The 21,284-nt window shown below is 46.9% G+C and carries 23 protein-coding genes; 13 read left to right on the forward strand and 10 right to left on the reverse strand.

Features of this window, described 5'->3' with window-relative positions; translation table 11 throughout:
• Positions 1–248: 248 nt before the first annotated feature.
• The 6 genes from DXD12_RS06845 to tuf all read left to right on the forward strand — a co-directional run bounded on the left by DXD12_RS06845 (position 249) and on the right by tuf (position 6,858).
• A complete protein-coding gene (locus DXD12_RS06845) occupies positions 249–1,346 on the forward strand; it encodes an N-acetylmuramoyl-L-alanine amidase (RefSeq protein ID WP_118637876.1) in 1,098 nt (365 codons plus the stop codon).
• Between the two features lie 21 nt (positions 1,347–1,367).
• Positions 1,368–1,784 carry a DUF5684 domain-containing protein gene (locus DXD12_RS06850; RefSeq protein ID WP_118637879.1) on the forward strand — a complete coding sequence of 139 codons (417 nt, stop codon included), beginning with the start codon at positions 1,368–1,370 and terminating at the stop codon, positions 1,782–1,784.
• 393 nt (positions 1,785–2,177) lie between these two features.
• Positions 2,178–2,597 (forward strand): 30S ribosomal protein S12, encoded by a 420-nt coding sequence (gene rpsL, locus DXD12_RS06855; protein ID WP_022358472.1) that lies wholly within the window; start codon positions 2,178–2,180, stop codon positions 2,595–2,597.
• Positions 2,598–2,902: 305 nt separating this feature from the next.
• Positions 2,903–3,373, forward strand: a complete 471-nt coding sequence (rpsG, locus tag DXD12_RS06860) for a 30S ribosomal protein S7 (RefSeq protein ID WP_022358473.1) — start codon at positions 2,903–2,905, stop codon at positions 3,371–3,373.
• 15 nt (positions 3,374–3,388) lie between these two features.
• On the forward strand, positions 3,389–5,509 hold the full coding sequence (gene fusA, locus DXD12_RS06865; RefSeq protein WP_107000673.1) for an elongation factor G: 2,121 nt from the start codon (positions 3,389–3,391) through the stop codon (positions 5,507–5,509).
• A 155-nt stretch (positions 5,510–5,664) separates the two neighbouring features.
• On the forward strand, positions 5,665–6,858 hold the full coding sequence (tuf, locus tag DXD12_RS06870; RefSeq protein WP_107000672.1) for an elongation factor Tu: 1,194 nt from the start codon (positions 5,665–5,667) through the stop codon (positions 6,856–6,858).
• A 289-nt stretch (positions 6,859–7,147) separates the two neighbouring features.
• Here tuf and DXD12_RS15785 read toward each other — a convergent pair whose 3' ends face one another.
• The 3 genes from DXD12_RS15785 to DXD12_RS06885 form a co-directional block, all read right to left on the reverse strand.
• On the reverse strand, positions 7,148–7,786 hold the full coding sequence (locus DXD12_RS15785; RefSeq protein WP_147354014.1) for a collagen-like protein: 639 nt from the start codon (positions 7,784–7,786) through the stop codon (positions 7,148–7,150).
• Between the two features lie 222 nt (positions 7,787–8,008).
• Positions 8,009–9,124: a glycosyltransferase family 2 protein gene (locus tag DXD12_RS06880; protein ID WP_107000662.1), complete on the reverse strand. Its 1,116-nt coding sequence runs from the start codon at positions 9,122–9,124 to the stop codon at positions 8,009–8,011.
• 175 nt (positions 9,125–9,299) lie between these two features.
• Complete coding sequence (locus DXD12_RS06885; RefSeq protein ID WP_107000661.1) at positions 9,300–10,427, reverse strand: carbohydrate kinase family protein; 1,128 nt, start codon at positions 10,425–10,427, stop codon at positions 9,300–9,302.
• Positions 10,428–10,925: 498 nt separating this feature from the next.
• On the opposite strand from DXD12_RS06885, the gene DXD12_RS06890 reads away from it, so the two are divergent.
• The 7 genes from DXD12_RS06890 to hisD all read left to right on the forward strand — a co-directional run bounded on the left by DXD12_RS06890 (position 10,926) and on the right by hisD (position 17,010).
• Entirely contained in the window at positions 10,926–11,648 is a 723-nt protein-coding gene (locus DXD12_RS06890; RefSeq protein ID WP_118637881.1) for a TraX family protein, read from the forward strand.
• A 191-nt stretch (positions 11,649–11,839) separates the two neighbouring features.
• Positions 11,840–12,175: a FeoA family protein gene (locus DXD12_RS15635; protein WP_242995768.1), complete on the forward strand. Its 336-nt coding sequence runs from the start codon at positions 11,840–11,842 to the stop codon at positions 12,173–12,175.
• Positions 12,176–12,269: 94 nt separating this feature from the next.
• Positions 12,270–12,494: a ferrous iron transport protein A gene (locus DXD12_RS06900; RefSeq protein ID WP_022359013.1), complete on the forward strand. Its 225-nt coding sequence runs from the start codon at positions 12,270–12,272 to the stop codon at positions 12,492–12,494.
• A gap of 32 nt (positions 12,495–12,526) precedes the next feature.
• Positions 12,527–14,710 (forward strand): ferrous iron transport protein B, encoded by a 2,184-nt coding sequence (feoB, locus tag DXD12_RS06905; RefSeq protein WP_118637883.1) that lies wholly within the window; start codon positions 12,527–12,529, stop codon positions 14,708–14,710.
• A gap of 201 nt (positions 14,711–14,911) precedes the next feature.
• On the forward strand, positions 14,912–15,067 hold the full coding sequence (locus tag DXD12_RS15275) for a hypothetical protein (RefSeq protein ID WP_022359011.1): 156 nt from the start codon (positions 14,912–14,914) through the stop codon (positions 15,065–15,067).
• Entirely contained in the window at positions 15,064–15,483 is a 420-nt protein-coding gene (locus DXD12_RS06910) for a heavy metal-associated domain-containing protein (RefSeq protein WP_107000658.1), read from the forward strand. Before DXD12_RS15275 ends, DXD12_RS06910 begins: the two co-directional genes overlap by 4 nt.
• Positions 15,484–15,747: 264 nt before the next feature.
• Entirely contained in the window at positions 15,748–17,010 is a 1,263-nt protein-coding gene (gene hisD / locus DXD12_RS06915) for a histidinol dehydrogenase (protein ID WP_347561373.1), read from the forward strand.
• 92 nt (positions 17,011–17,102) lie between these two features.
• Here hisD and DXD12_RS06920 read toward each other — a convergent pair whose 3' ends face one another.
• From DXD12_RS06920 to DXD12_RS06960, 7 genes are all read right to left on the reverse strand, one after another.
• A complete protein-coding gene (locus DXD12_RS06920; RefSeq protein ID WP_022359008.1) occupies positions 17,103–17,582 on the reverse strand; it encodes an S-ribosylhomocysteine lyase in 480 nt (159 codons plus the stop codon).
• Positions 17,583–17,801: 219 nt separating this feature from the next.
• Positions 17,802–18,992 (reverse strand): site-specific integrase, encoded by a 1,191-nt coding sequence (locus DXD12_RS06925; RefSeq protein WP_009271880.1) that lies wholly within the window; start codon positions 18,990–18,992, stop codon positions 17,802–17,804.
• Between the two features lie 77 nt (positions 18,993–19,069).
• Positions 19,070–19,273, reverse strand: a complete 204-nt coding sequence (locus DXD12_RS06930; protein WP_004613735.1) for an excisionase — start codon at positions 19,271–19,273, stop codon at positions 19,070–19,072.
• Positions 19,274–19,647: 374 nt separating this feature from the next.
• The gene (locus tag DXD12_RS06945) at positions 19,648–19,887 is read right to left on the reverse strand and encodes a helix-turn-helix domain-containing protein (RefSeq protein WP_025487352.1); all 240 of its coding nucleotides are present in this window, start codon (positions 19,885–19,887) and stop codon (positions 19,648–19,650) included.
• Entirely contained in the window at positions 19,880–20,308 is a 429-nt protein-coding gene (locus DXD12_RS06950) for a sigma factor-like helix-turn-helix DNA-binding protein (protein ID WP_008787630.1), read from the reverse strand. The genes DXD12_RS06945 and DXD12_RS06950 overlap by 8 nt, the downstream gene beginning before the upstream one ends.
• Before the next feature lie 279 nt (positions 20,309–20,587).
• Positions 20,588–20,812 (reverse strand): hypothetical protein, encoded by a 225-nt coding sequence (locus DXD12_RS06955; RefSeq protein WP_008787629.1) that lies wholly within the window; start codon positions 20,810–20,812, stop codon positions 20,588–20,590.
• Positions 20,813–20,843: 31 nt separating this feature from the next.
• Complete coding sequence (locus DXD12_RS06960; RefSeq protein ID WP_008787628.1) at positions 20,844–21,269, reverse strand: hypothetical protein; 426 nt, start codon at positions 21,267–21,269, stop codon at positions 20,844–20,846.
• Positions 21,270–21,284: the final 15 nt, after the last annotated feature.

The following is a 21,284-nucleotide window of genomic DNA, read 5'->3' on the forward strand; positions in this document are numbered from 1 at the left end:
CGCGAGACGCCCGAATGTGCCAAGGCACATTCGTTCCTGCCATATCATAGACAGAAAACCGTAAGAAATAGAAGCGCGGGATTGGTTGAATCGAAGGGGAAAATCCGTTATACTTATAAAGGAAATGTTTAAAATCCAAAGTAATGTGATTGAATTGTATAAATTTAAAAAACAAATTTAACGATTTTAGACTTTCAAAACAGAAACAATTATTTAAAAAATAGAGACATTGGAAGGAGATTATATAGATGAAGAGACACAATCGGCTCAAAAAACATGCACTGGGACTGGCGGCGGCTCTGCTGATGACAGCCGGTATGTCGCAGATCGCGCTGGCAGGTGACTCGGTGTATGTCAATACGTCTTCCCTGCGCTACCGGACATCGGCGCAGATCAAGGACAATAATATCGCGGGCAATCTGTCCTACGGTCAGAAGCTGGAGCGCGTGGGAACCAGCGGGCAGTGGACGATGATTCTTTTGGATGGAAAGAAGTATTATGTTTCATCCGCCTATGTGACAAGCAAAAAACCGGCATCCGCAGGTGCTGTCCAGACAACCAGCCAGACAGCAGCGGGAGCGCAGACATCCGGCGGCACGGCGATCGCACTTTCTTCTAATTATAAATACGCAAATCATTCAAAGATCAACAGCGGAACTGCGACCCTGTACCGCTCGACGGCTTCCAACAAGAAAAATAAAGTGGTCTGTGTCAATGCCGGACATGGAACAAACGGTGGCGGAAGCGTCAAGACCCAGTGTCATCCGGATGGAAGTGCGAAAGTAACCGGCGGCACAACCGGAGCCGGTGCTACCTCAGCAGTGGCAGTTTCCAGCGGTATGACCTTTGCAGATGGAACAGTAGAGAGCAAGGTAACACTTGCTATGGCAAAGGTGCTTAAGACAAAACTTCTGAATGCAGGCTATGATGTACTGATGATCCGTGAATCAGATGATGTACAGCTGGATAATATAGCCCGTACGGTCATTGCGAATAACAACGCGGACTGTCATATAGCCTTGCACTGGGATTCAACCAGCAGCAACAAGGGTGCTTTTTTCATGAGCGTTCCAAGCAATGCAACCTACCGTGCGATGGAGCCGGTTGCCTCTCATTGGAAGCAGCACAACCAACTGGGCGAGTCGCTGATCAGCGGCTTAAAGAGCGCGGGTGTGAAGATTTATTCCAAAGGCAGCATGGAGATGGATTTGACCCAGACTTCCTATTCGACGATTCCGAGTGTGGATATTGAACTGGGAGATAAGGCGTCCGATCATTCGGGTGCGACGCTTGAGACGCTGGCGAACGGACTGCTGGCTGGCGTGAATACGTTCTTCGGACAGTAAAAGCTGAAAGGAGGAAAGCATATGGGATTGCTGGCGTTTATTATGGCATATGCATTATTTGCGTTTATCTTTTATATTCTGCAGGTAATTGCATACTGGAAGATCTTTACAAAAGCCGGGGAAGAAGGATGGAAATCCATCATTCCGATTTACAATGGCTATGTACAGTACCGGCTGACTTGGGATGTACAGTATTTCTGGGTGGCACTGGGACTGGCGGTCGGCGGAGGTATTTTAAATTCCTTCGGCGGAATCGTGGGAGTTATCGGTTCGCTTGCGCTTCTGGGAACAGCACTCATGAATGTGGTGGCACTCTATAAGCTGGCGTGTGCCTATGGTTACGGGATAGGATTTACTATTGGTTTATTTTTCCTGAATCCGCTTTTTATGCTGATTCTTGGTTTTGGTGATTCGGAGTACATGGGACCGCAGGAGTAGCGGAAATGAAGTTCCGGGATATTTAAGATATTTTCCGGACAAAAAAGAGTCAGACGAGACAATAGAGGGTTTTGCACTGTACCTGGCTACAGCACAAAACCCTTGTTACTGCTCACAGGTAGGCACTTTTGGAACCGAAAGTGCCGTAAGAAAACGTGGTGGCAGCAGGAATTTGCCGTATTTAAATGCGAAGCCACGGCAAATTCCGTTACTGGGCACGTATGCGTGAACAGTAACAAAACCTTTATTTTACGGGAAAAATTTGCATTTTATACCTTGACAGTGAAACTCAAACTAGCTATAATAAGTAAGCGTGCAAAATTCAAGGAATTTCTGCGCGGAAATACAAGCTTAAAAAAGCAACCACAGACAATATCACAGGAGGTGAAAAGGATGCCTACATTTAACCAGTTAGTAAGAAAGGGAAGACAGACATCTGAAAAGAAATCAACAGCTCCGGCTCTGCAGAAGGGATACAACTCTTTACAGAAGAAAGCTATCAACGTTTCTGCACCGCAGAAGAGAGGCGTGTGTACAGCCGTTAAGACTGCAACACCTAAAAAGCCTAACTCTGCTCTTAGAAAAATCGCCAGAGTTCGTCTTTCCAACGGTATCGAAGTAACAAGCTACATCCCGGGTGAGGGACACAACTTACAGGAGCACAGCGTTGTTCTGATTCGTGGTGGTCGTGTAAAAGACTTACCAGGTACCAGATACCACATCATCAGAGGTACTCTTGATACTGCAGGCGTAGCCAACAGAAAACAGGCGCGTTCCAAATACGGCGCTAAGAGACCGAAAGACAAGAAATAATTTTAATTAGGTAGAAGTTCTATTAGATTTAGAATGAATGTGCCGGACTTTGATATTGATCCTGTAGGTTGCAGGGAATCATAGAACCGCGCACGAGACGCAGGTTGAACTTAGAGAGAACCTGCCGAGTAGGAAGAGAGGAAGCACCATGCTCAATGTCGCGCTGAAAGACGCGCTCGTTTCGCAGGTGCGCTTTCACACTAAGCTCGTGAGGAACCTCGCTAAGTGTTCAATGCGAGTACCTAAGATCTAATGAATGGCTCCCGCGGCTCCCCGCCGGAGCAGATATTAAGGAGGGAAGTAACGTGCCACGTAAAGGACATACTCAGAAAAGAGACGTATTAGCGGATCCGCTGTACAACAACAAGGTTGTTACTAAATTAATCAACAACATCATGCTGGACGGCAAAAAGGGCGTTGCTCAGAAGATCGTATACGGCGCGTTTGATCGTGTCGCTGCAGAATCCGGTAAGGAAGCTGTAGAGGTTTTCGAAGAGGCAATGAACAACATCATGCCGGTTCTGGAAGTTAAGGCAAAACGTATCGGTGGTGCTACCTATCAGGTACCGATCGAGGTTAAGCCGGAAAGAAGACAGGCTCTTGCACTTCGCTGGATCACTCTGTACTCCCGTAAGAGAGGCGAGAAGACTCAGGAAGAGAGACTGGCAAAAGAGATTCTGGATGCAGCTAACAACACTGGTGCATCTGTGAAGAAGAAAGAAGATATGCATAAGATGGCAGAGGCTAACAAGGCATTTGCTCATTACAGATTCTAATAGGAGGAAAAAGCTTTGGCTGGAAGAGAATATCCGTTAGAGAGAACCAGAAATATTGGTATTATGGCTCATATCGATGCTGGTAAGACTACCACTACTGAGCGTATTCTGTATTATACTGGTGTTAACTATAAGATCGGTGATACTCATGAAGGTACTGCTACCATGGACTGGATGGCTCAGGAGCAGGAGAGAGGTATTACCATCACTTCTGCAGCGACAACCTGTCACTGGACTCTGCAGGAAAACTGCAAACCGAAACCAGGCGCTCTGGAGCATCGTATCAACATCATCGATACTCCAGGACACGTTGACTTCACGGTTGAGGTTGAGCGTTCCCTGCGTGTACTGGACGGTGCTGTAGGTGTATTCTGTGCTAAGGGTGGTGTAGAGCCGCAGTCTGAGAACGTATGGCGTCAGGCTGATACCTACAATGTACCGCGTATGGCATTCATCAACAAGATGGATATCCTGGGTGCAAACTTCTATGGCTGTGTAGAGCAGATCAAGACCAGACTTGGTAAGAATGCTATCTGTTTACAGCTTCCGATCGGCAAGGAAGATGATTTCAAGGGAATTATCGACCTGTTCGAGATGAAAGCATACATCTACAATGATGATAAGGGTGAGGACATTAGCATCCTTGATATCCCGGAGGATATGAAGGATGACGCTGAGCTTTACCACACCGAGCTGGTAGAGAAGATCTGCGAGCTGGACGACGATCTGATGATGGCTTACCTTGAGGGTGAAGAGCCGTCTGTAGATGAGTTAAAGAAAGTATTAAGAAAAGCAACCTGCGAGTGTCAGGCAATCCCGGTATGCTGTGGTACTGCATACAGAAATAAGGGTGTTCAGAAGCTCCTGGATGCAATCATCGAGTTCATGCCGTCTCCGCTTGACATCCCGCCGATCAAGGGTGTTGACCTGGATGGCAACGAGACTGTAAGACATTCTTCCGACGAAGAGCCGTTCTCCGCTCTTGTATTCAAGATCATGACCGACCCGTTCGTAGGTAAGCTGGCTTACTTCCGTGTGTACTCAGGTGTTATGAACTCCGGTTCATATGTACTGAATGCAACAAAGGACAAAAAAGAGCGTGTTGGACGTATCCTTCAGATGCATGCCAACAAGCGTCACGAGCTGGAAAAGGTTTACTCCGGTGATATCGCAGCAGCGATCGGATTCAAGTTCTCCACCACAGGTGATACTATCTGTGATGAGCAGCATCCGGTAATCCTGGAGTCCATGGAGTTCCCGGAGCCGGTTATCGACATCGCTATCGAGCCGAAGACCAAAGCTGGTCAGGACAAGATGGGCGAGGCTCTTGCAAAACTGGCAGAGGAGGATCCGACCTTCCGTGCTTATACAAACAAAGAGACTGGTCAGACAATCATCGCTGGTATGGGCGAGCTCCATCTGGAGATTATCGTAGACCGTCTGCTTCGTGAGTTCCACGTTGAAGCTAACGTAGGTGCTCCGCAGGTAGCTTACAAAGAGACCTTCACAAAGGCTGTAGATGTAGACAGCAAGTATGCAAAACAGTCTGGTGGTCGTGGTCAGTACGGTCACTGTAAGGTACACTTCACTCCGATGGATCCGAACGGCGAAGAGACCTTCAAGTTTGAGTCCAGCGTTGTCGGCGGTGCTATCCCGAAAGAGTACATCCCGGCTGTAGGCGAAGGTATCGAAGAGGCTGCTAAGGCAGGTATCCTCGGCGGATTCCCGGTACTCGGCGTTCACGCTGACGTATACGATGGTTCCTACCATGAGGTCGACTCTTCTGAGATGGCTTTCCATATCGCAGGTTCCATGGCATTCAAGGATGCTATGCGTAAAGGTAACCCGGTACTGCTTGAGCCGATCATGAAGGTTGAGGTAACCATGCCGGAAGAGTATATGGGTGATATCATCGGTGATATCAATTCTCGTCGTGGTCGTATCGAGGGTATGGAAGACATCGGCGGCGGCAAGCTGGTTAAGGCTTATGTTCCGCTGGCAGAGATGTTCGGTTATTCTACCGACCTTCGTTCCAGAACTCAGGGACGTGGTAACTACTCCATGTTCTTTGAGAAATATGAGCAGGTTCCGAAGAGCGTTCAGGAGAAAGTTCTTGCTGGAAAAGCTGAGAAATAATTAAAAATGTAACTATATTGCCTTTTCCGGGCAGATAACTGCCCGGAAAAGCAATATTAGGCTTGAAAAAACGGCTCTAATCGAATATAATTAGAGTCAGCCTAACATAAATTGAGATACCCGTATTGGGTGTAAATTAAGGAGGACGTCTTAAAATGGCAAAAGCAAAGTTTGAAAGAACTAAACCGCATTGTAACATTGGTACTATCGGACACGTAGACCATGGTAAAACAACCCTGACAGCAGCTATCACAAAAGTTCTGGCTGCAAGAGTAGCTGGTAACACAGCTGAGAACTTCGAGGATATCGATAAAGCTCCGGAAGAGAGAGAGCGTGGTATTACTATCTCTACTGCACACGTTGAGTATCAGACAGAGAAGAGACATTACGCACACGTTGACTGCCCAGGACATGCTGACTACGTTAAGAACATGATCACTGGTGCTGCTCAGATGGATGGCGCTATTCTGGTTGTAGCTGCTACCGATGGTGTTATGGCTCAGACAAGAGAGCACATCCTGCTTTCCCGTCAGGTAGGCGTACCGTACATCGTAGTATTCATGAACAAGTGCGATATGGTAGACGATCCGGAGCTGCTTGAGCTGGTTGAGATGGAGATCAGAGACCTGCTGAACGAGTACGAGTTCCCGGGCGATGACACACCGATCATCCAGGGTTCTGCTCTGAAGGCTCTTGAAGATCCGAACGGCGAGTGGGGCGACAAGATCATGGAGCTCATGGACGCTGTAGATTCCTACATTCCGGATCCGGTACGTGCTACTGATAAGCCGTTCCTGATGCCAATCGAGGACGTATTCACCATCACAGGTCGTGGTACTGTTGCTACCGGCCGTGTTGAGCGTGGTACTCTGAAACTGAACGATGAGGTTGAGATCGTTGGTATTCACGAGGAGACTCGTAAGACTGTTGTAACTGGTATCGAGATGTTCCGTAAGCTGCTTGATCAGGCTGAGGCTGGTGATAACATCGGTGCTCTGCTTCGTGGTGTTCAGAGAACTGACATCCAGCGTGGTCAGTGTCTGGTTAAACCGGGCTCTGTAAAATGCCATAAGAAATTTACTGCTCAGGTTTACGTTCTGACAAAAGACGAGGGTGGTCGTCATACTCCGTTCTTCAACAACTATCGTCCGCAGTTCTACTTCAGAACCACTGACGTAACAGGCGTTTGTGAGTTACCGGCTGGTACCGAGATGTGTATGCCGGGCGACAACGTAGAGATGACTGTAGAGCTGATTCATCCGGTAGCTATGGAGCAGGGTCTTCGTTTCGCTATCCGTGAGGGCGGCCGTACAGTAGGATCTGGTAGAGTTGCTACTATCATCGAGTAATCAATGAATTAAACAAAGGTGCTTCTTGTATGCGCAGCAGGCAAGAAGATGTACCGTATATATATTATAAAGTCGCTTCCAGGAAGCGCATTGTGTCCAGACGTAAGAGATACCCCGGAACTGTAAGGTTTCCGGGGTTTTTCTGTTGTTTCATAGGAAATTGCGTTCTATGAAACAACAAACGCTCCGCGAGGATGCGTACTCGCGCGAAGCAGAAACATGTCGCAAGCGACCGCGCGAGACGCCCGAATGTGTCAAGGTACATTCTTTTTCACAGAATTTCAGCCTTTTACGCATTGTCGGTTGCCAGAAGTCCGGCGGCACGCAGGTTGGCAAGAAGTTCATTGAAGCGTTCAACGACATCTTCAGCACTTGTTGCATCTGCGACGGGAGCAGCGGCGGTAACGGTGGCGGCGGGACCGGTAGGACCTGTAGCGCCGGTAGGACCCGTTGCGCCGGTAGCTCCTGTAGCGCCGACAGCTCCTGCAGCGCCGGTAGGACCTGTAGCGCCAGTCGGACCCGCAGCGCCGGTAGCTCCTGTAGCGCCAGTTGGGCCGGTAGCGCCGTCAGCCCCGGTCGGCCCAGTCGGACCCGCAGCCCCGTCAGCGCCAGCCGGCCCAGTCGGACCAACAGCCCCGGTAGTGCCGGTCGGCCCAGCTGGACCCGCAGGACCGGTAGCGCCGGTCGGCCCAGTCGGCCCAGCCGGACCCGTAGCGCCGTCCAGTCCATCGAGTCCGGCAGCACCAGTGGGACCGACAGGTCCGATCGGTCCGGGGCAGCCGCGTGGTCCTATGGGACCGGGACGACAGCAGTTGTAGGGTTCAAAAGAACCGGGACAGCCGCGATCGCGTCCGCAGCGCCCATAGCCGTTATTTTCATAGTCACTATCATCAAAATAGTAGGGAAAATTACATGAATGACGAAACATAAAAAACTCCTTTCCAGATTTAGGACATCCATCCTGATGTAGTATATGTGTGCGATGAAAGAGATGTGCATTAGCAGAAAGGGGCGGGGAAATTGAGGGTTGGGAACTGTGGAATATTATAAGTGTGGAAGACGGTAAGAATGAATGTAGAAAGTGTGGATGCCGCTGGATGGAACGACTCCCAGTCCGCTGCTCAGACCACTGCAGAGGTCGGAGCGAATGTCACAAGATAGGTAATCCGTTTGTTTTATGGTTTGAGGATATGGTTTGAAAGTATTCTTCATTTGTCAAAACCGCCGGAGAATCCGGGCGGATTTTTTTTGTTTCCTTATGATAATACAGTGCCTTATCATAGTTTCCCATCCGATCATAGCAGACGCATAGCTGGATTAAAGGAATGAAATCATAGTAATCGGCTTCGATAAAGGCATTTGGATGATATTCTGGTCGGTCTTTGAGGGCAAGCTGGTACCAGAAAACAGCCTGGGAAATTTCTCCGAGGGAAAGTTTCAACCGTCCGATCTCACAGCAGGTTTTAGCACGTGGGCGGTCGTAGAGAAAACTCTGGAACAGAGAAAGCTGGCTGGCAGCCGTATTTCTGAGCATTTCATGGCAGCGCGCCAGAAGCAGACAGGCGTCCGCCTTATTTTCATACCACCCGTCCGGTTCGTTTAGGAAATGTTCCAGAACCGGGCGGGCTTTTTCGTATTGTTTGTGGTCGATGAGTTCGCGGGCGTAGTAGTATTGATGGCGCGGATCGAGCAGTTCGCCGTCTGCAAGCATTGTTTCATAGATTTTCAGGTTCCGGTCAGAATGGGTGAGAGCGGAAGCAGGCTTCCGGTGTTCGATCTGAATAGGAGAATAGAGAATTCTGCCGCGTGGCGCGATGGCTTCGTGGACGCGTCCTTTCCAGCGAAAATGCCGGTCCGTTCGCAGAATCCGTTCGCGATCGTAGGTAAATGCAGGTGTGCCGTCCGGCTGGAATCCAGCGATGTATTTCATCATGACAACGTCGGGCTGCGGGGATTTGCTTAAAGTTTCTTTCAACTTTAAAATCGCTGTAATTGATTCTGCGGGAACGACATCGTCGGCGTCGAGCCACATCCAGTATTCGGTTGTGACCTTTTCACAGATGAAATTGCGCGCGGCGGCGAAATCATCGTTCCACGGGTAGTGATAAATATGTTTGGTGTATTGCCGGGCGATTTCTACAGTTCGATCGGTGGAACCGGTGTCGGCGACGAGGATTTCATCCGCAAATTGTATGGCAGATGCTAAAACACGCGTCAAAACGGCTTCTTCATTTTTGACGATCATACATAGGCTGAGGCGGATCATGGGATCTCCAAAATCAATATCAAATTGATATTAATATATGAAAGAAGTTTTTTGATGTGTACAGACATTATATATATAATTATATAAGGATAAACAGGAGAAAAGTAACGTACTTTTCTCCTGAAATGATGGCTGCAATTCACGCTGCGCTATTTAACAGCACTTGAAAAAAATATTATAGAGCTTCGAAAAAAGCATCGGTCAATTTCTGTATATTCAGATACGGGTTCTCATAATCAAAACTACGCATCCGTCCCTTGGCAGCCAGAACACCGAGCTGGATCGGCTCAGCGATATCCGAATTGAGCCGATCATCGAGCATACCGCTGATGAAACCGCCGGCAAAGGAATCACCGGCGCCGGTATCGTTGTTTAACTGGTACTGGTAGAGCTTTTTGTGGCGGACTGTGCGGATCTGACATACGCCGTCCTTAAAATGGATCAGCTCATGGCGGTCATCGTGCTTGACAATGAGGGTGCGGGTGGGATCCGGGTTGATCGCAGAAAAATACTCACAGAGGTTCGCGTAGAGCGGACGGGCGCTGCGGGCATTGAAGCCGAGGTTTTTCTTTTCGGATTTATTTAAGAAAACATAATCGGCATATGCGATCAGTGGCTGTAAGCGCTCACGGCGCAGCGATGTATACTCAAAACCAGGATCCATGCTGACTTTCATGGCAGGATTTAAATGTTTTGCCTGGATGACCGATTGCATGATTGCCTCGAATTGGTCGAAATCAGACAGGGATGACAGGTGGATCCAGCGGGCCTGCGCGAGGTACTCCGCCAGTGTGGTTCCCGTCCGGGCTTCCTGTTCATGGATGCGGTCTAAGAGAGTGTTGTTGGCACACGGCGCGATCTTGATGCAATTGCGCGTGTGATTATAAAGGCGGACAATCGATTTGGCAATCGCTTTGGAATATGGATCGTCGAAGCGCTCGCGCGTGGTAAACAGCCAGTCACGGTTATCCAGGTGCGCCAGCTCGGCGTCAATGTCATTTGTCTTGCCGAAGCGCAGATCGAATGGACTGGGCGTGCCGCACACGCCGACGTAAGCGACCTGCAGGTTAGGGAGAATATGCTTTGCCACTTTCAGGGTGATGAAAGCAGAACCGCCGATCTGGGTTGTGTATTCCTTGCCTTTTATCGCCAGCTCCTGAATATCGTTTTCCACATCGGAAATCGGGTTGCTTAAGTTCTCGTCGCCTCCACCGGCGGATGTCTCCACCAGATCAAGCCCGGTGCAGTGAAACATATAGTCATAATTGATAGCGCCAATGCAAATAATATCTAAACCTGCCATGAGATTCTACCTCTTTTGTCCGTGTATTTTTTAGTATTTAAAATGAAGAGCGGTGCGGGATTTTTGCTTTTTCAGCAGGATCTCGCACCAGCACCATTTACAGAATATAACACGGTTTTTCGTTTGTCAAATAAAATGTAAAATTAATGTAAAAAAGACGCGGAAAAGTGCCGAAAACCCTTTATTTATAAGAAAAAATGGCATTTTTTTATTAGAGAAAATAGTAACTGTTCAGTAGGTCTGCGCATTTACTGCGCGTGACTGTGAAGGTACTGAACAGTTACAGAAAATTAAAGAAAAAAATGGGTAGAAAGAGTGGAAAATGAGAATGGGAAAATAGGGGAGAAGGAGAAAAAGAGAGTGGAAAAGTGCGGATGGACAGAGAGTGTAATATTCAGTATAATTTGATGGAATAGAGATAGAACGGACAGGGGATGAAGGGAGGAAAGTGCGATAAAAGACCGAATCAATGAAAAGCAGAATGAGAAATCAGAGAAAATGCAAAGAGCGGTTTTAACCCGCCTCCATCTCAGCACGTTCTCCCTTAAATATTTAGCACTCCTGGCGATGACGGCAGACCACATTGCGGTGATCTGCAGACCGGTTCCGGGATTCCGGACATTTGGGGATCTGGCGTTTCCATTGTTCGCCTTTTTATTAGTAGAAGGTTTTTTTCACACGCGGGATCGCAGATGTTATGGACGGAGGCTGCTTTTGGCGGCGGCTGTGTCGGAAATTCCGTATGATCTGGCATTTTCCGGACGGTGGATGGATGCACAGCACCAGAATGTCTGCCTGACCTTTTTTCTGGCGCTGGTTGCGATGGAGCTGTTAGAGCGGTATGGAAACGATATCTGGGAGAAGCTGGTGCTGACGGCAGTGTTCTGTACGCTGACAGAAGCGGCGGGAGCAGACGGCGGCGCATGGGGGATGGGACTGGTGCTGGCATTTTATTTTTGTGTAATAGGAAATTCAGGCACTAACGTGCCAAAGCACATTCTTTTTCATGAGAAAACGGCGGGGGTGTTTATGAAGATGATTGCCGCCGTCCTCATCGGCGCGTTCGCGTGGCAGGAACCCCTCTGGGTACTGGCGCTCACGGCTGTCTGTTTCATGTTATATGACGGCTCCAGAGGTCGGAGCAGATTTCGTTCCTTCTTTTATGTCTATTATCCGGCGCATCTTTTGACGCTGTATTTTGTGGGAAAATGGCTGGGATGACTTTTATCCTATGGGAATTTTTGACAATTTTCGGGCGTAAAACACGCCCTTTTTTTATTTCCAGGTCAGGCAAAAAAACTTGACAATAAAGTTAGCATGTGCTAACCTTATGTATGGGTTAGGAGAAACTAATGAAAATTAGTCTCATCTAATGAAAATTAGCTTTCTCTAACAACTGTTAGCAGGCACTAATGAAAATTAATGTACGCGAATCAATTAGATTACCGGCAGATGAAAACAGCCGTTTCCGCCAAGTGAGACATCATGACGGGCAGAAGGTGGAAAAACAGAGGAAGGAGAATCGTATGCAGGGAGCAATGCCGATTTCGATGGCAACCGTAGGAACCGCCTATACGATCAAAAAGATCAGCGGAAACACAGAGGTTCGTTCTCATTTAAAATCCATGGGATTTAACGAGGGAACCGAAGTAAAATTGATAACCCAGCTGGACGGAGACGTGATTATTCACGTAAAGGAGTCCAGAGTGGCTATAAATAAGGATCAGGCAAGACACATTCTGGTCTAAGACAAGGGAATGGGGATATTCCGGAGCAGGTTGTATGGTAGAAAAGCAGACGGAATCCCGAGTAAAAAATTGGAATGGTTAGGAGGAACAGAGAATGACGCTTAAAGATGCACAGGTTGGATCTACCGTCAAAGTTGTCAAGATTCATGGCGAAGGCGCATACAAACGCCGCATCATGGATATGGGCATCACGAAGGGAAGCGAGATTTTTATTCGAAAAGTAGCTCCGCTGGGCGACCCGGTAGAGGTTACGATTCGTGGATATGAGCTTTCACTTCGTAAAGCCGATGCTGAGTGCGTAGATGTTCAGACAGTTTAATAAGTTTGATTAAAAAAGCAGGAGGATGAAAAATGGCAATTCATATTGCTTTGGCGGGTAACCCGAACTGCGGTAAAACAACCATGTTTAACGCACTGACGGGTGCTAACCAGTACGTAGGTAACTGGCCGGGTGTTACAGTTGAGAAGAAAACCGGTAAATTAAAAGATGCTTCGGGAGAAGAAGTAAATGTAACGGACCTTCCAGGAGTTTATTCCCTTTCTCCGTATACACTGGAGGAAGTTGTAACCCGTGATTTTATCTTAAAAGAGAATCCGGATGTCATCGTAGACTTAGTCGATGCAACCAACATTGAGCGTAACCTGTATCTGACCACACAGCTGATCGAGACAGGTATTCCGGTTGTTATCGCTTTAAATATGTGCGATCTTCTGAAGAAGAACGGCATTAACATTGATGTAAAGGCACTGTCCAAGAAACTTGGCTGCCCGATCATCGAGACTTCCGCGCTGAAGAAAACCGGTCTGAAGGAAGTCATTGCAGAGGCAATCAAAGTTGCAAAGAGCCATGCAGCAGGCACTGTAAGTGCTATTTTCGAGAGCAGCGTAGAGGATAAAGTAAGCGCAATCGAGGCAGAGCTTCCGTCCAGCATTCCGGATGCAGAGAAGAGATGGTATGCAATCAAAGTTCTCGAGAATGACAGCAAGGTTGCAGAGCAGCTTGGCCTTAGTGCAGACAACCGTTTCTCCCGTTACACCAAGGAACTGGAGAAAGAGTTTGATGATGACGCTGAGTCCGTTATCACTGACCAGAGATATGTATACATTCAGAAGGTTATCGAGGAGACCGTAAAGAAACCGGCTCAGAAAATGAGTCTTTCTGATAAGATCGATAGCATCGTAACCAACCGTTTACTTGGTATTCCGATCTTTGTTCTTGTTATGTGGGCGGTTTACTATGTATCCGTTACTACCGTGGGTACATTCGTAACAGACTGGACCAATGATACATTTGTTGGTGCAATTCAGGGCTGGGCTGGCGATGCGCTGGCAGCAGCAGGCGCTTCCGACCTGATTGTAAGCCTTGTAGTGGATGGTATCATCGGCGGTGTTGGCGCCGTTCTTGGTTTCGTTCCGCAGATGGCTATCCTGTTCCTGTTCCTTTCCATTCTGGAAGATTGTGGCTACATGGTACGTATCGCATTCGTTATGGACCGTGTATTCCGTCACTTCGGACTGTCCGGTAAGAGCTTCATCCCGCTGCTGATTTCCTCTGGCTGCGGTGTTCCAGGTATCATGGCGTCCAAGACCATCGAGCAGGACAACGACAGACGTCTTACCATCATGACCGCTACATTCGTTCCGTGTGGTGCGAAACTGCCGGTTATCGCTCTGATGGGCGGCGTTATGGCTGGCTATATGAGCGGCGACATGGATCTGGCTACTATGATGGCTCCGATCATGTACTTTGTAGGTATCGCTGCGGTTCTTGTATCCGCTATCATGTTAAAGAAGACAAAACCGTTCTCCGGCAAACCAGCTCCGTTCGTTATGGAGCTTCCGGCGTACCACATTCCGTCCGCTAAGACCGTTCTCCTTCATGTTTGGGAGCGTCTGAAGGGATTCATCATCAAGGCTGGTACAATCCTGTTCCTGGCTTGCGTTGTTATGTGGTTCCTGTCCTCCTTCGGATTTGTAGACGGTGGATTTGGTCTGGTAGAAGAATCTGCAGATTCTATCCTGGCTATGCTGGGTGGTGCTATCGCAATCCTGTTCCGTCCGCTTGGTTTCGGCGAGTGGCAGCCAGTTGCAGCTTCCATCACTGGTTTCACAGCAAAAGAGGCTATCGTTTCCACCATGGGTGTTCTGGCGAATGTATCCGAGGATCTGTCTGAGGAGACCGATGTCGTAGCAGCAGCTATCCAGACATGGTTCCCGACAACCATCGCAGCCTTTACATTCCTGCTGTTCAACCTGCTTGACTCTCCGTGTCTGGCAGCTATCGCAACGATGGCACAGCAGCTCCAGTCCAGAAAATGGTTCTGGTTCGCTATCCTGTATCAGAATCTCTTCGCTTACGCTGTATCCCTGATTGTATATCAGTTAGGTGGTCTGGTACTTGGCGCAGTTGCATTCAACGTATGGACTATCGTGGCAGCAGTCCTTTTGGTATTCATGCTCTTCATGCTGTTCCGTCCGGATCCATACAAGGATCAGAAGAGCTACACAAGAAGCTCTGTAGAGGCAGCTTCATAAGTTAGTTTCTAAATGAAAAATAAAACAGGTTCTGCCGTCCGGCCGGTGGTTTTGCGTTTCCGCTGACCGGGCATCGGCAGGTGCCTGTAATCATAAGTGATAAAATCAATCCTTTATAAGGCTGCCTCGGATAGCAGAATGAAAGTCTGCTGTTTGGAGGCAGTTTTATTCGATTTCAAAAAAGAAAAGGAGAAAGCATAGATGGGAGATTCATCCGGATCCATGTTTTATGGTGTGATTGGTTTTCTGGTAGTTTATTTTGTAGGATATTTTATCTGCCGTGTGTATGATAAAATAAAAAAGATACTCCGAAGCCATTCATCGAAAAGTCAGAGAAGAGAGGACGATAACGTATGAGACCGATTGATATTGGAATTTTAATTGTAGTAGCGATTTTGCTTTTGCTGGCATTACGTTCGGCGATCCGTCATTACACGGGAAAAGGCGGCGGATGCTGCGGATGCTCCGGTGGAAGCTGCGGTTCCTGCGGCAGCGATGGGAATGCTGGTGCGCGCGGCGAAGATCTTTCCAAGAAAGCGGTTACAGCGGGTACCCCGTCCAAGATCATGCGGATCGAGGGTATGCACTGTGCAAACTGCAAGAAATCCGTTGAAAAAGCCCTGACCGCCCAGAACGGCGTCATCCGTGCAGATGCGGACGTAGACAGAGGCATTGCCCGCGTGTTCTATGAGAATGGCGTGGACGATGCGAAGCTGCAGGAAGCGGTTGAAAAAGAGGGATTTGTGGTTAAGAATATTGAGACGGTTGTCTAAGAGAAAAGTGAGATCCTGTTCTGGTGTTACTGTTCACGCAAACGTGCCCAGTAACGGAATTTGCCGTGGCTTCGCATTTAAATACGGCAAATTCCTGCTGCCACCACGTTTTCTTACGGCACTTTCGGTTCCAAAAGTGCCTACCCGTGTACAGTAACGTTCTGGTTTCAGATGTGCTGGATAGGTTTATTTTGTATCGCAAAATAAAAAGACTTGTGGTATACTTGGAAAAAATGATAAAACTTATACAGAGAGGCAGAACGTATGATCAAGATTATAAAAGAAGCACAGGTTCGAAGCGAGGAAGATAATCGGAATCTGCGGGAGAACGTGGCGGGGATTATTGGTGAGGTCCGGGGGCGCGGGGACGCGGCACTGAGGGAGTATAATGAGAAGTTTGACGGATGTACCCGTGAATCGCTGCGGGTCAGCCGGGAGGAGATTGATGCGGCTTATAAAGAGCTGGGCGAGCAGGAGCTGGCGGATCTGAAAGCGGCGCATCACAATATTGACGCATTTGCGAACGCGCAGAGGCAGACAGTGAAACCCCTTGACAATTTCAGCCCGGAGCCGGGAGTCTTTTTAGGACACCGCATCATTCCGGTGGAGTCCTGCTGCTGTTATGTGCCGGGTGGCAATTATCCACTGTATTCGACGGCACTGATGTTAGCGACTCCGGCGAAGGCAGCGGGAGTAAAACGTATCACCGCCTGCTCTCCGGTAGTGCGTGGAACGGGTCATATCAATGCCAGGACGCTGGTAGCGATGGATCTGGCTGGCGTGGATGAGATCTATGCACTGGGCGGTGCACAGGCGATCGCGGCATTTTCCTATGGAACGGAGAGTATCAAGCCGGTGGATATTATTGTAGGACCGGGTAACCGCTTCGTAACCGAGGCGAAACGTCAGTGCTACGGGCAGGTCGGCATCGACTTCGTAGCCGGGCCGAGCGAGGTCCTGGTAATCGCCGACGGAAAAGCGAGTGCGAAGGTGGTGGCGGCCGATCTGCTGGCACAGTCTGAGCATGATGTCAATGCGAAAGGCATTCTTCTGACAACGGATGAGGCATTTGGAAAGAGCGTGATTGAGGCGGTAGAGGAAGAGCTGAAGATTCTGGATACGGCAAAGATTGCGAGACAGTCTTGGGATACGTTTGGAGAGATTGGCGTGGTAGACAGCCTGGACGAGGCAGTTCAGTATGCGAATGAGTACGCACCGGAGCATCTGGAGATCAACGTGGAAGATCCGGATGCACTGGTTCCGAAGCTGGTTAATTACGGTTCCCTGTTTATCGGTCAGAATACGGCGGAGGTATTTGGTGATTATGCTTCCGGAACCAACCACACACTTCCGACTCTTCGGGCGGCACGTTATACCGGCGGCGTCTGGGTTGGTACATTCTTAAAGACCTGTACCCACCAGAGCATGACCCCGGAGGCATCCGCGCGGATCGCACCGCTTGTATCGCGTATGGCGCATGGAGAAGGATTATCTGGACATGCAGCGGCTGCGGATGCAAGAAAATAGGAAAAATAGAAAATAATAGAATAAAACCCCTCAGATGCTGCAGCATCTGGGGGTTTTGTGTTTCAAAGCATACCGCCTGCTATTCTTGTCTTTTATTCCGGATAAACCAGTCTCTCCGGACCAATTCCATCTAAGACTTCGCGCAGAAAGCGGTCAGCCAGCCAGTTTGCCATCGGCAGGTTCATATCGAGGTAGTTGCCGCAATCTTTTGCACAAGCACCCGGAACCTCGTCTTTGTAGTCGCGCATGAAAGTAAAGAGCCCCTTCATCAGCGGAACGATCTCCTCGGATGTCAGGTCGCCTGCGAGAAGCAGGTAGAAGCCGGTGCGGCAGCCCATCGGTCCGAAGTAGAGGACGCGGTCTTTCCATTCCTCGTTATTTCGCAGCCAGGTGGCAGCCAGGTGCTCAATGGTGTGAACCTCGGCAGTATTCATGACCGGCTCATAGTTTGGACGTGTCATGCGGATATCAAAGGTGGTGATGACCTGATCGCCCACGCGGTCCTTGCGGGATACATAGACTCCAGGGAGCAGTTTCAGATGGTCGATAGTAAAACTGGTAATTTTATCCATAAAAAAATACCTCCTAAATCAAAAATGCCTGTTCTTATTATATAAAAAACTTACTAAATTTCTGATTATCTTTTCATAAGTTGGTAAATGCCGATATATCCCGTATTTTAGGGCTTTATCGGTATTTTCTTTTTGGAAGATACCTTGCATAAGCTGGCATTTACCAGCATGAAAATGCAACCAAAAGTAGTAAATGAGTAGTAAATATAAGCTCCGATATTAACAAGCCAGTCTTTCCAGTTCCGCTTTTGCAGATTGAAATGTACCGTGTGCGTAATAGCCAAGTGTCATGGTTATGTTAGCGTGTCCCATGAGATATTGCAGGGTGTTTGGGTTCATTCCTCTATTTGCCATATTCGTACAATAAGTATGCCTGAATGAATGTGGTGTGATGTTCGGTAACTTATCCGTGTGATACTTGTTATATTTCTTAATCAATCCTCGCACCATACCCTCATAGTTTCCTGCAACTTTAGGCAAGCCCTCACGGTTTAAGAATAGGAAATTGCTGTAACCACCTACAATCAGCGGTTGTGCTTTTCCTCTGCTCTTTAGTATTCTTTGGATTGCTTGATAAGCCCGTTCTGTCAATGGAAGTTCCCGTTTTCCGTTTTTGGTCTTTGGTGTTTCAATATAGTAGCCTATTTCGCTATCTTTCAATAGCTGGTGGTCTATATTGAGTATTCTGTTCTGCATATCAATATGCGTCGTCAGTCCGCAAAATTCAGAAATACGAAGTCCCGTTTCCAGCAGAAGCACAACCTCATCATAATACTTGCTGTAAATCTTGTCCTTTTCCATAAAGGCAAGCAGGCGTTCTTCCTGCTCTGGTGTAAGGATAACTTTCTGCTCCGTATCATCTTCCAGAACATCACTTAGCTTAAATTCAAACGGGTTCTTTCTGATACAGTCGTCTTGTATCGCCATGTAAAATGACGCTTTCAAGGAACGCTTATAGTTATCAATCGTTTTATAGGCATATCCTTTTTCACTCATTCTGATAGCCCATTCTTTAGCGTCCGATTGCTTCACAGTATCAATCGCCCTCATACCCAACGGGTCGTTTTTCAGAGCGTTCATAAGATACTGTCGTCCTTTTTCAGTAGCCCTTTTGATGTTCTTTCTTTGGCTGTTCTTCTTGTCGTAGAGCTGGCAGACTGTCATTTTACCGCCGACTGTGTCGATACCGTCGTTAAGGTCTTTTTTTATCTGTGCTTCTTTTTCCCTCAACGATATATCATCACGCTTTCCAGCAGGTGTCTTGTCTGTCGGTACAAGTTTCCAAGAATAGACAAATTGTGGCTTTCCGTATATATCGGTATATTTATAAACGTATCTTCCGTCTTTTCGCTGGCTCTCTCCATTACGCAAATTGCGATTTTTACCGTCTTTTCGTTTTACATTAGACATAGTGTAAAGCTCCTTTCCGTCATGGAATGAGCCGTGATACGCTATATTTATTATACCATATCTACGGCTCAATGACATTAGATTTCGTCCAATGTATCTATGATTTTTTCAAATTGTTTTCGCTTAATCTGAATACGGTTACCGTTCACGATAACCCAGCCAGCGTCAATATTTTCTTCGGCTAATTTACGCAATTTCTTTTCGCCAATGCGGAAGTATTTGGACGCTTCTTCAATCGTCAGCGTATATTTTTCCCAGATAGGCACATCAGTATTGTTCATAATCTATGCACCCCCTTTACTGTGTGTCATTTTTTACAAGCAGGCAGACGGCTTTGGAAAGCTCCGTTAGTATCTCAACTATTCCCATTCTTGTGGGCAGAACCGCACCATGCGGACGTATCATTATTCTGTGAGGATAGGTCGTGGCAAAACGACTTTTCCAACAGTCGCTCTCGGATCACTGCGTGGGTCGCTCGCTTTCTTTTGAAAAGGTCGTGGCGTACAGTCCCCGTGGCTCGCTATCTCACAAACGTATCTGTCTGCTTTATTCAGTTGTCAAAGAGCTGTGGCGAAAGCGTGTTGCTTTCATGTAAAAGCAGGGGCAGAGCAGGAAAGAGGGGATTGAACAAATCATGCTCTGCGGTTACTGCTTGTTATTCTTCGGTTTCTAAAGGAATATCAAAGTCCAAAATCATTTTGATAAGTGCTTCTCTGATACGTCCTTTTAATTCCATGTCTACGACTATGCAGACATTACCATATTTGTCGTAGAACGGACGCAAACAACATTTTGATATGTACGGGTCATACAACGCCAGTATCTTTTCAATCGCATTTACGTTGCCGTCCACAGCCGACGAAATAAGGTAAAATGACGGGCGTGTGTTATTCATCATTCATGTTCTCCTTTAATTTTTTCTTGATTTCTTCAAGTGAGTTCTTCCTACTGCGGAACGACGTTGAACGGTTAATCTTTAATCTGTCGCCGATTTCTGTATCGCTCATGCCTAAGAAGAAATACATCAACAAGATTTCTCTGTCTTTTTCAGACAGATACTTAATCGCTTCTGCTAAATCATCATCAAGGACACGAACCTCAATACCACATACATCAAAGGCGGTATAATCGCTTTCGTATTCGTCCCAGACTGCCAGCTTTTCTACGACGATTTCTGGAAGTTCACAATAGGAAATTTCCTTATTTCTTCGTCGCTTTAATTCTTTGCGATAATTACGGACAATGCCTTTCACTACACGTTTGAGCTTGCAGTCAAATTGACATTGTATTGTCTTTTGGAAGTCCGACGGTTTCATATCATCACACCCCCTTTCCGTTATGACGTGAAAAGTGTTTATCCCTCTTTCCGCACCATATCTGTACAGCAAGGTGTGATTTGTTGCATGATTTTGAAAAAAAATGAAAAAATTTTTTCGGGTACAAAAAAAGCCCGCACAAAACATATAGTCTGTACGAGCTATTAAAGCTGTGAGATATTCAGTTGTTAATAAAATGCTGTTAGGTAGTGTATGACCGTATAAGATTATGCTTAAAACTTTCCATGACACAAGCCCCCTTACAGCACTTGATTTCTATTAAACTTTTGTCTTTTTTGTAATCTTGTAAATATATTCTTCTGGAGTAGGGCGTTTATTTCCAAAATACTTTCTGAAATTCTCCTGCACTTCTGGGTCGGTGCTGTTCATAGCTTCATCAATCGTCGCTTCAATATCAGCTCGAACATCAGCTAATGACACACCGCCAGCTTTTGCACCAGCTTTCAATGCTTTTTTAATATCTCGTTTTTTAAGTCCTATCATAGTATTACCTCGTCACAATTTACTGAATGTTTTAGAAATGTTTTTCAAAATGCTTATATAGAATAATCCCTAAAAATGTTTGCAGTAGGAATAAACCAAATATAATGCCTATAATCCATGCTTCAATATGAAGTAACGCAAGTACAAAAGCAACAAACAAATACACGAAAGTCATTAACTGATATACTAAAGAACCAGCTTTCATTCTTAAAAATATTTTTCTTTCATCAACATTATTGATGTGATTTTCTCTATTTATATTTTGTAATTTTTCTTTATTTTTTGGCATTTCATAATAACAAATTTTCAATAATTGAACACCAGAAGCAAAAGCTAAACCGAACCCCATTGCGTAAAAAAGTGTAGCGTAATAATCAGTATCAATAACGAAATATCCAAAACATATAAAGATTATACCTATAATAATCTCAATGATAAATGATAATTTTTTCTTCATTGTTAATTCCACCTT

The sequence above is a fragment of the Clostridium sp. TF11-13AC genome, assembly GCF_003481065.1.
GTDB lineage: Bacteria > Bacillota > Clostridia > Lachnospirales > Lachnospiraceae > Otoolea > Otoolea fessa.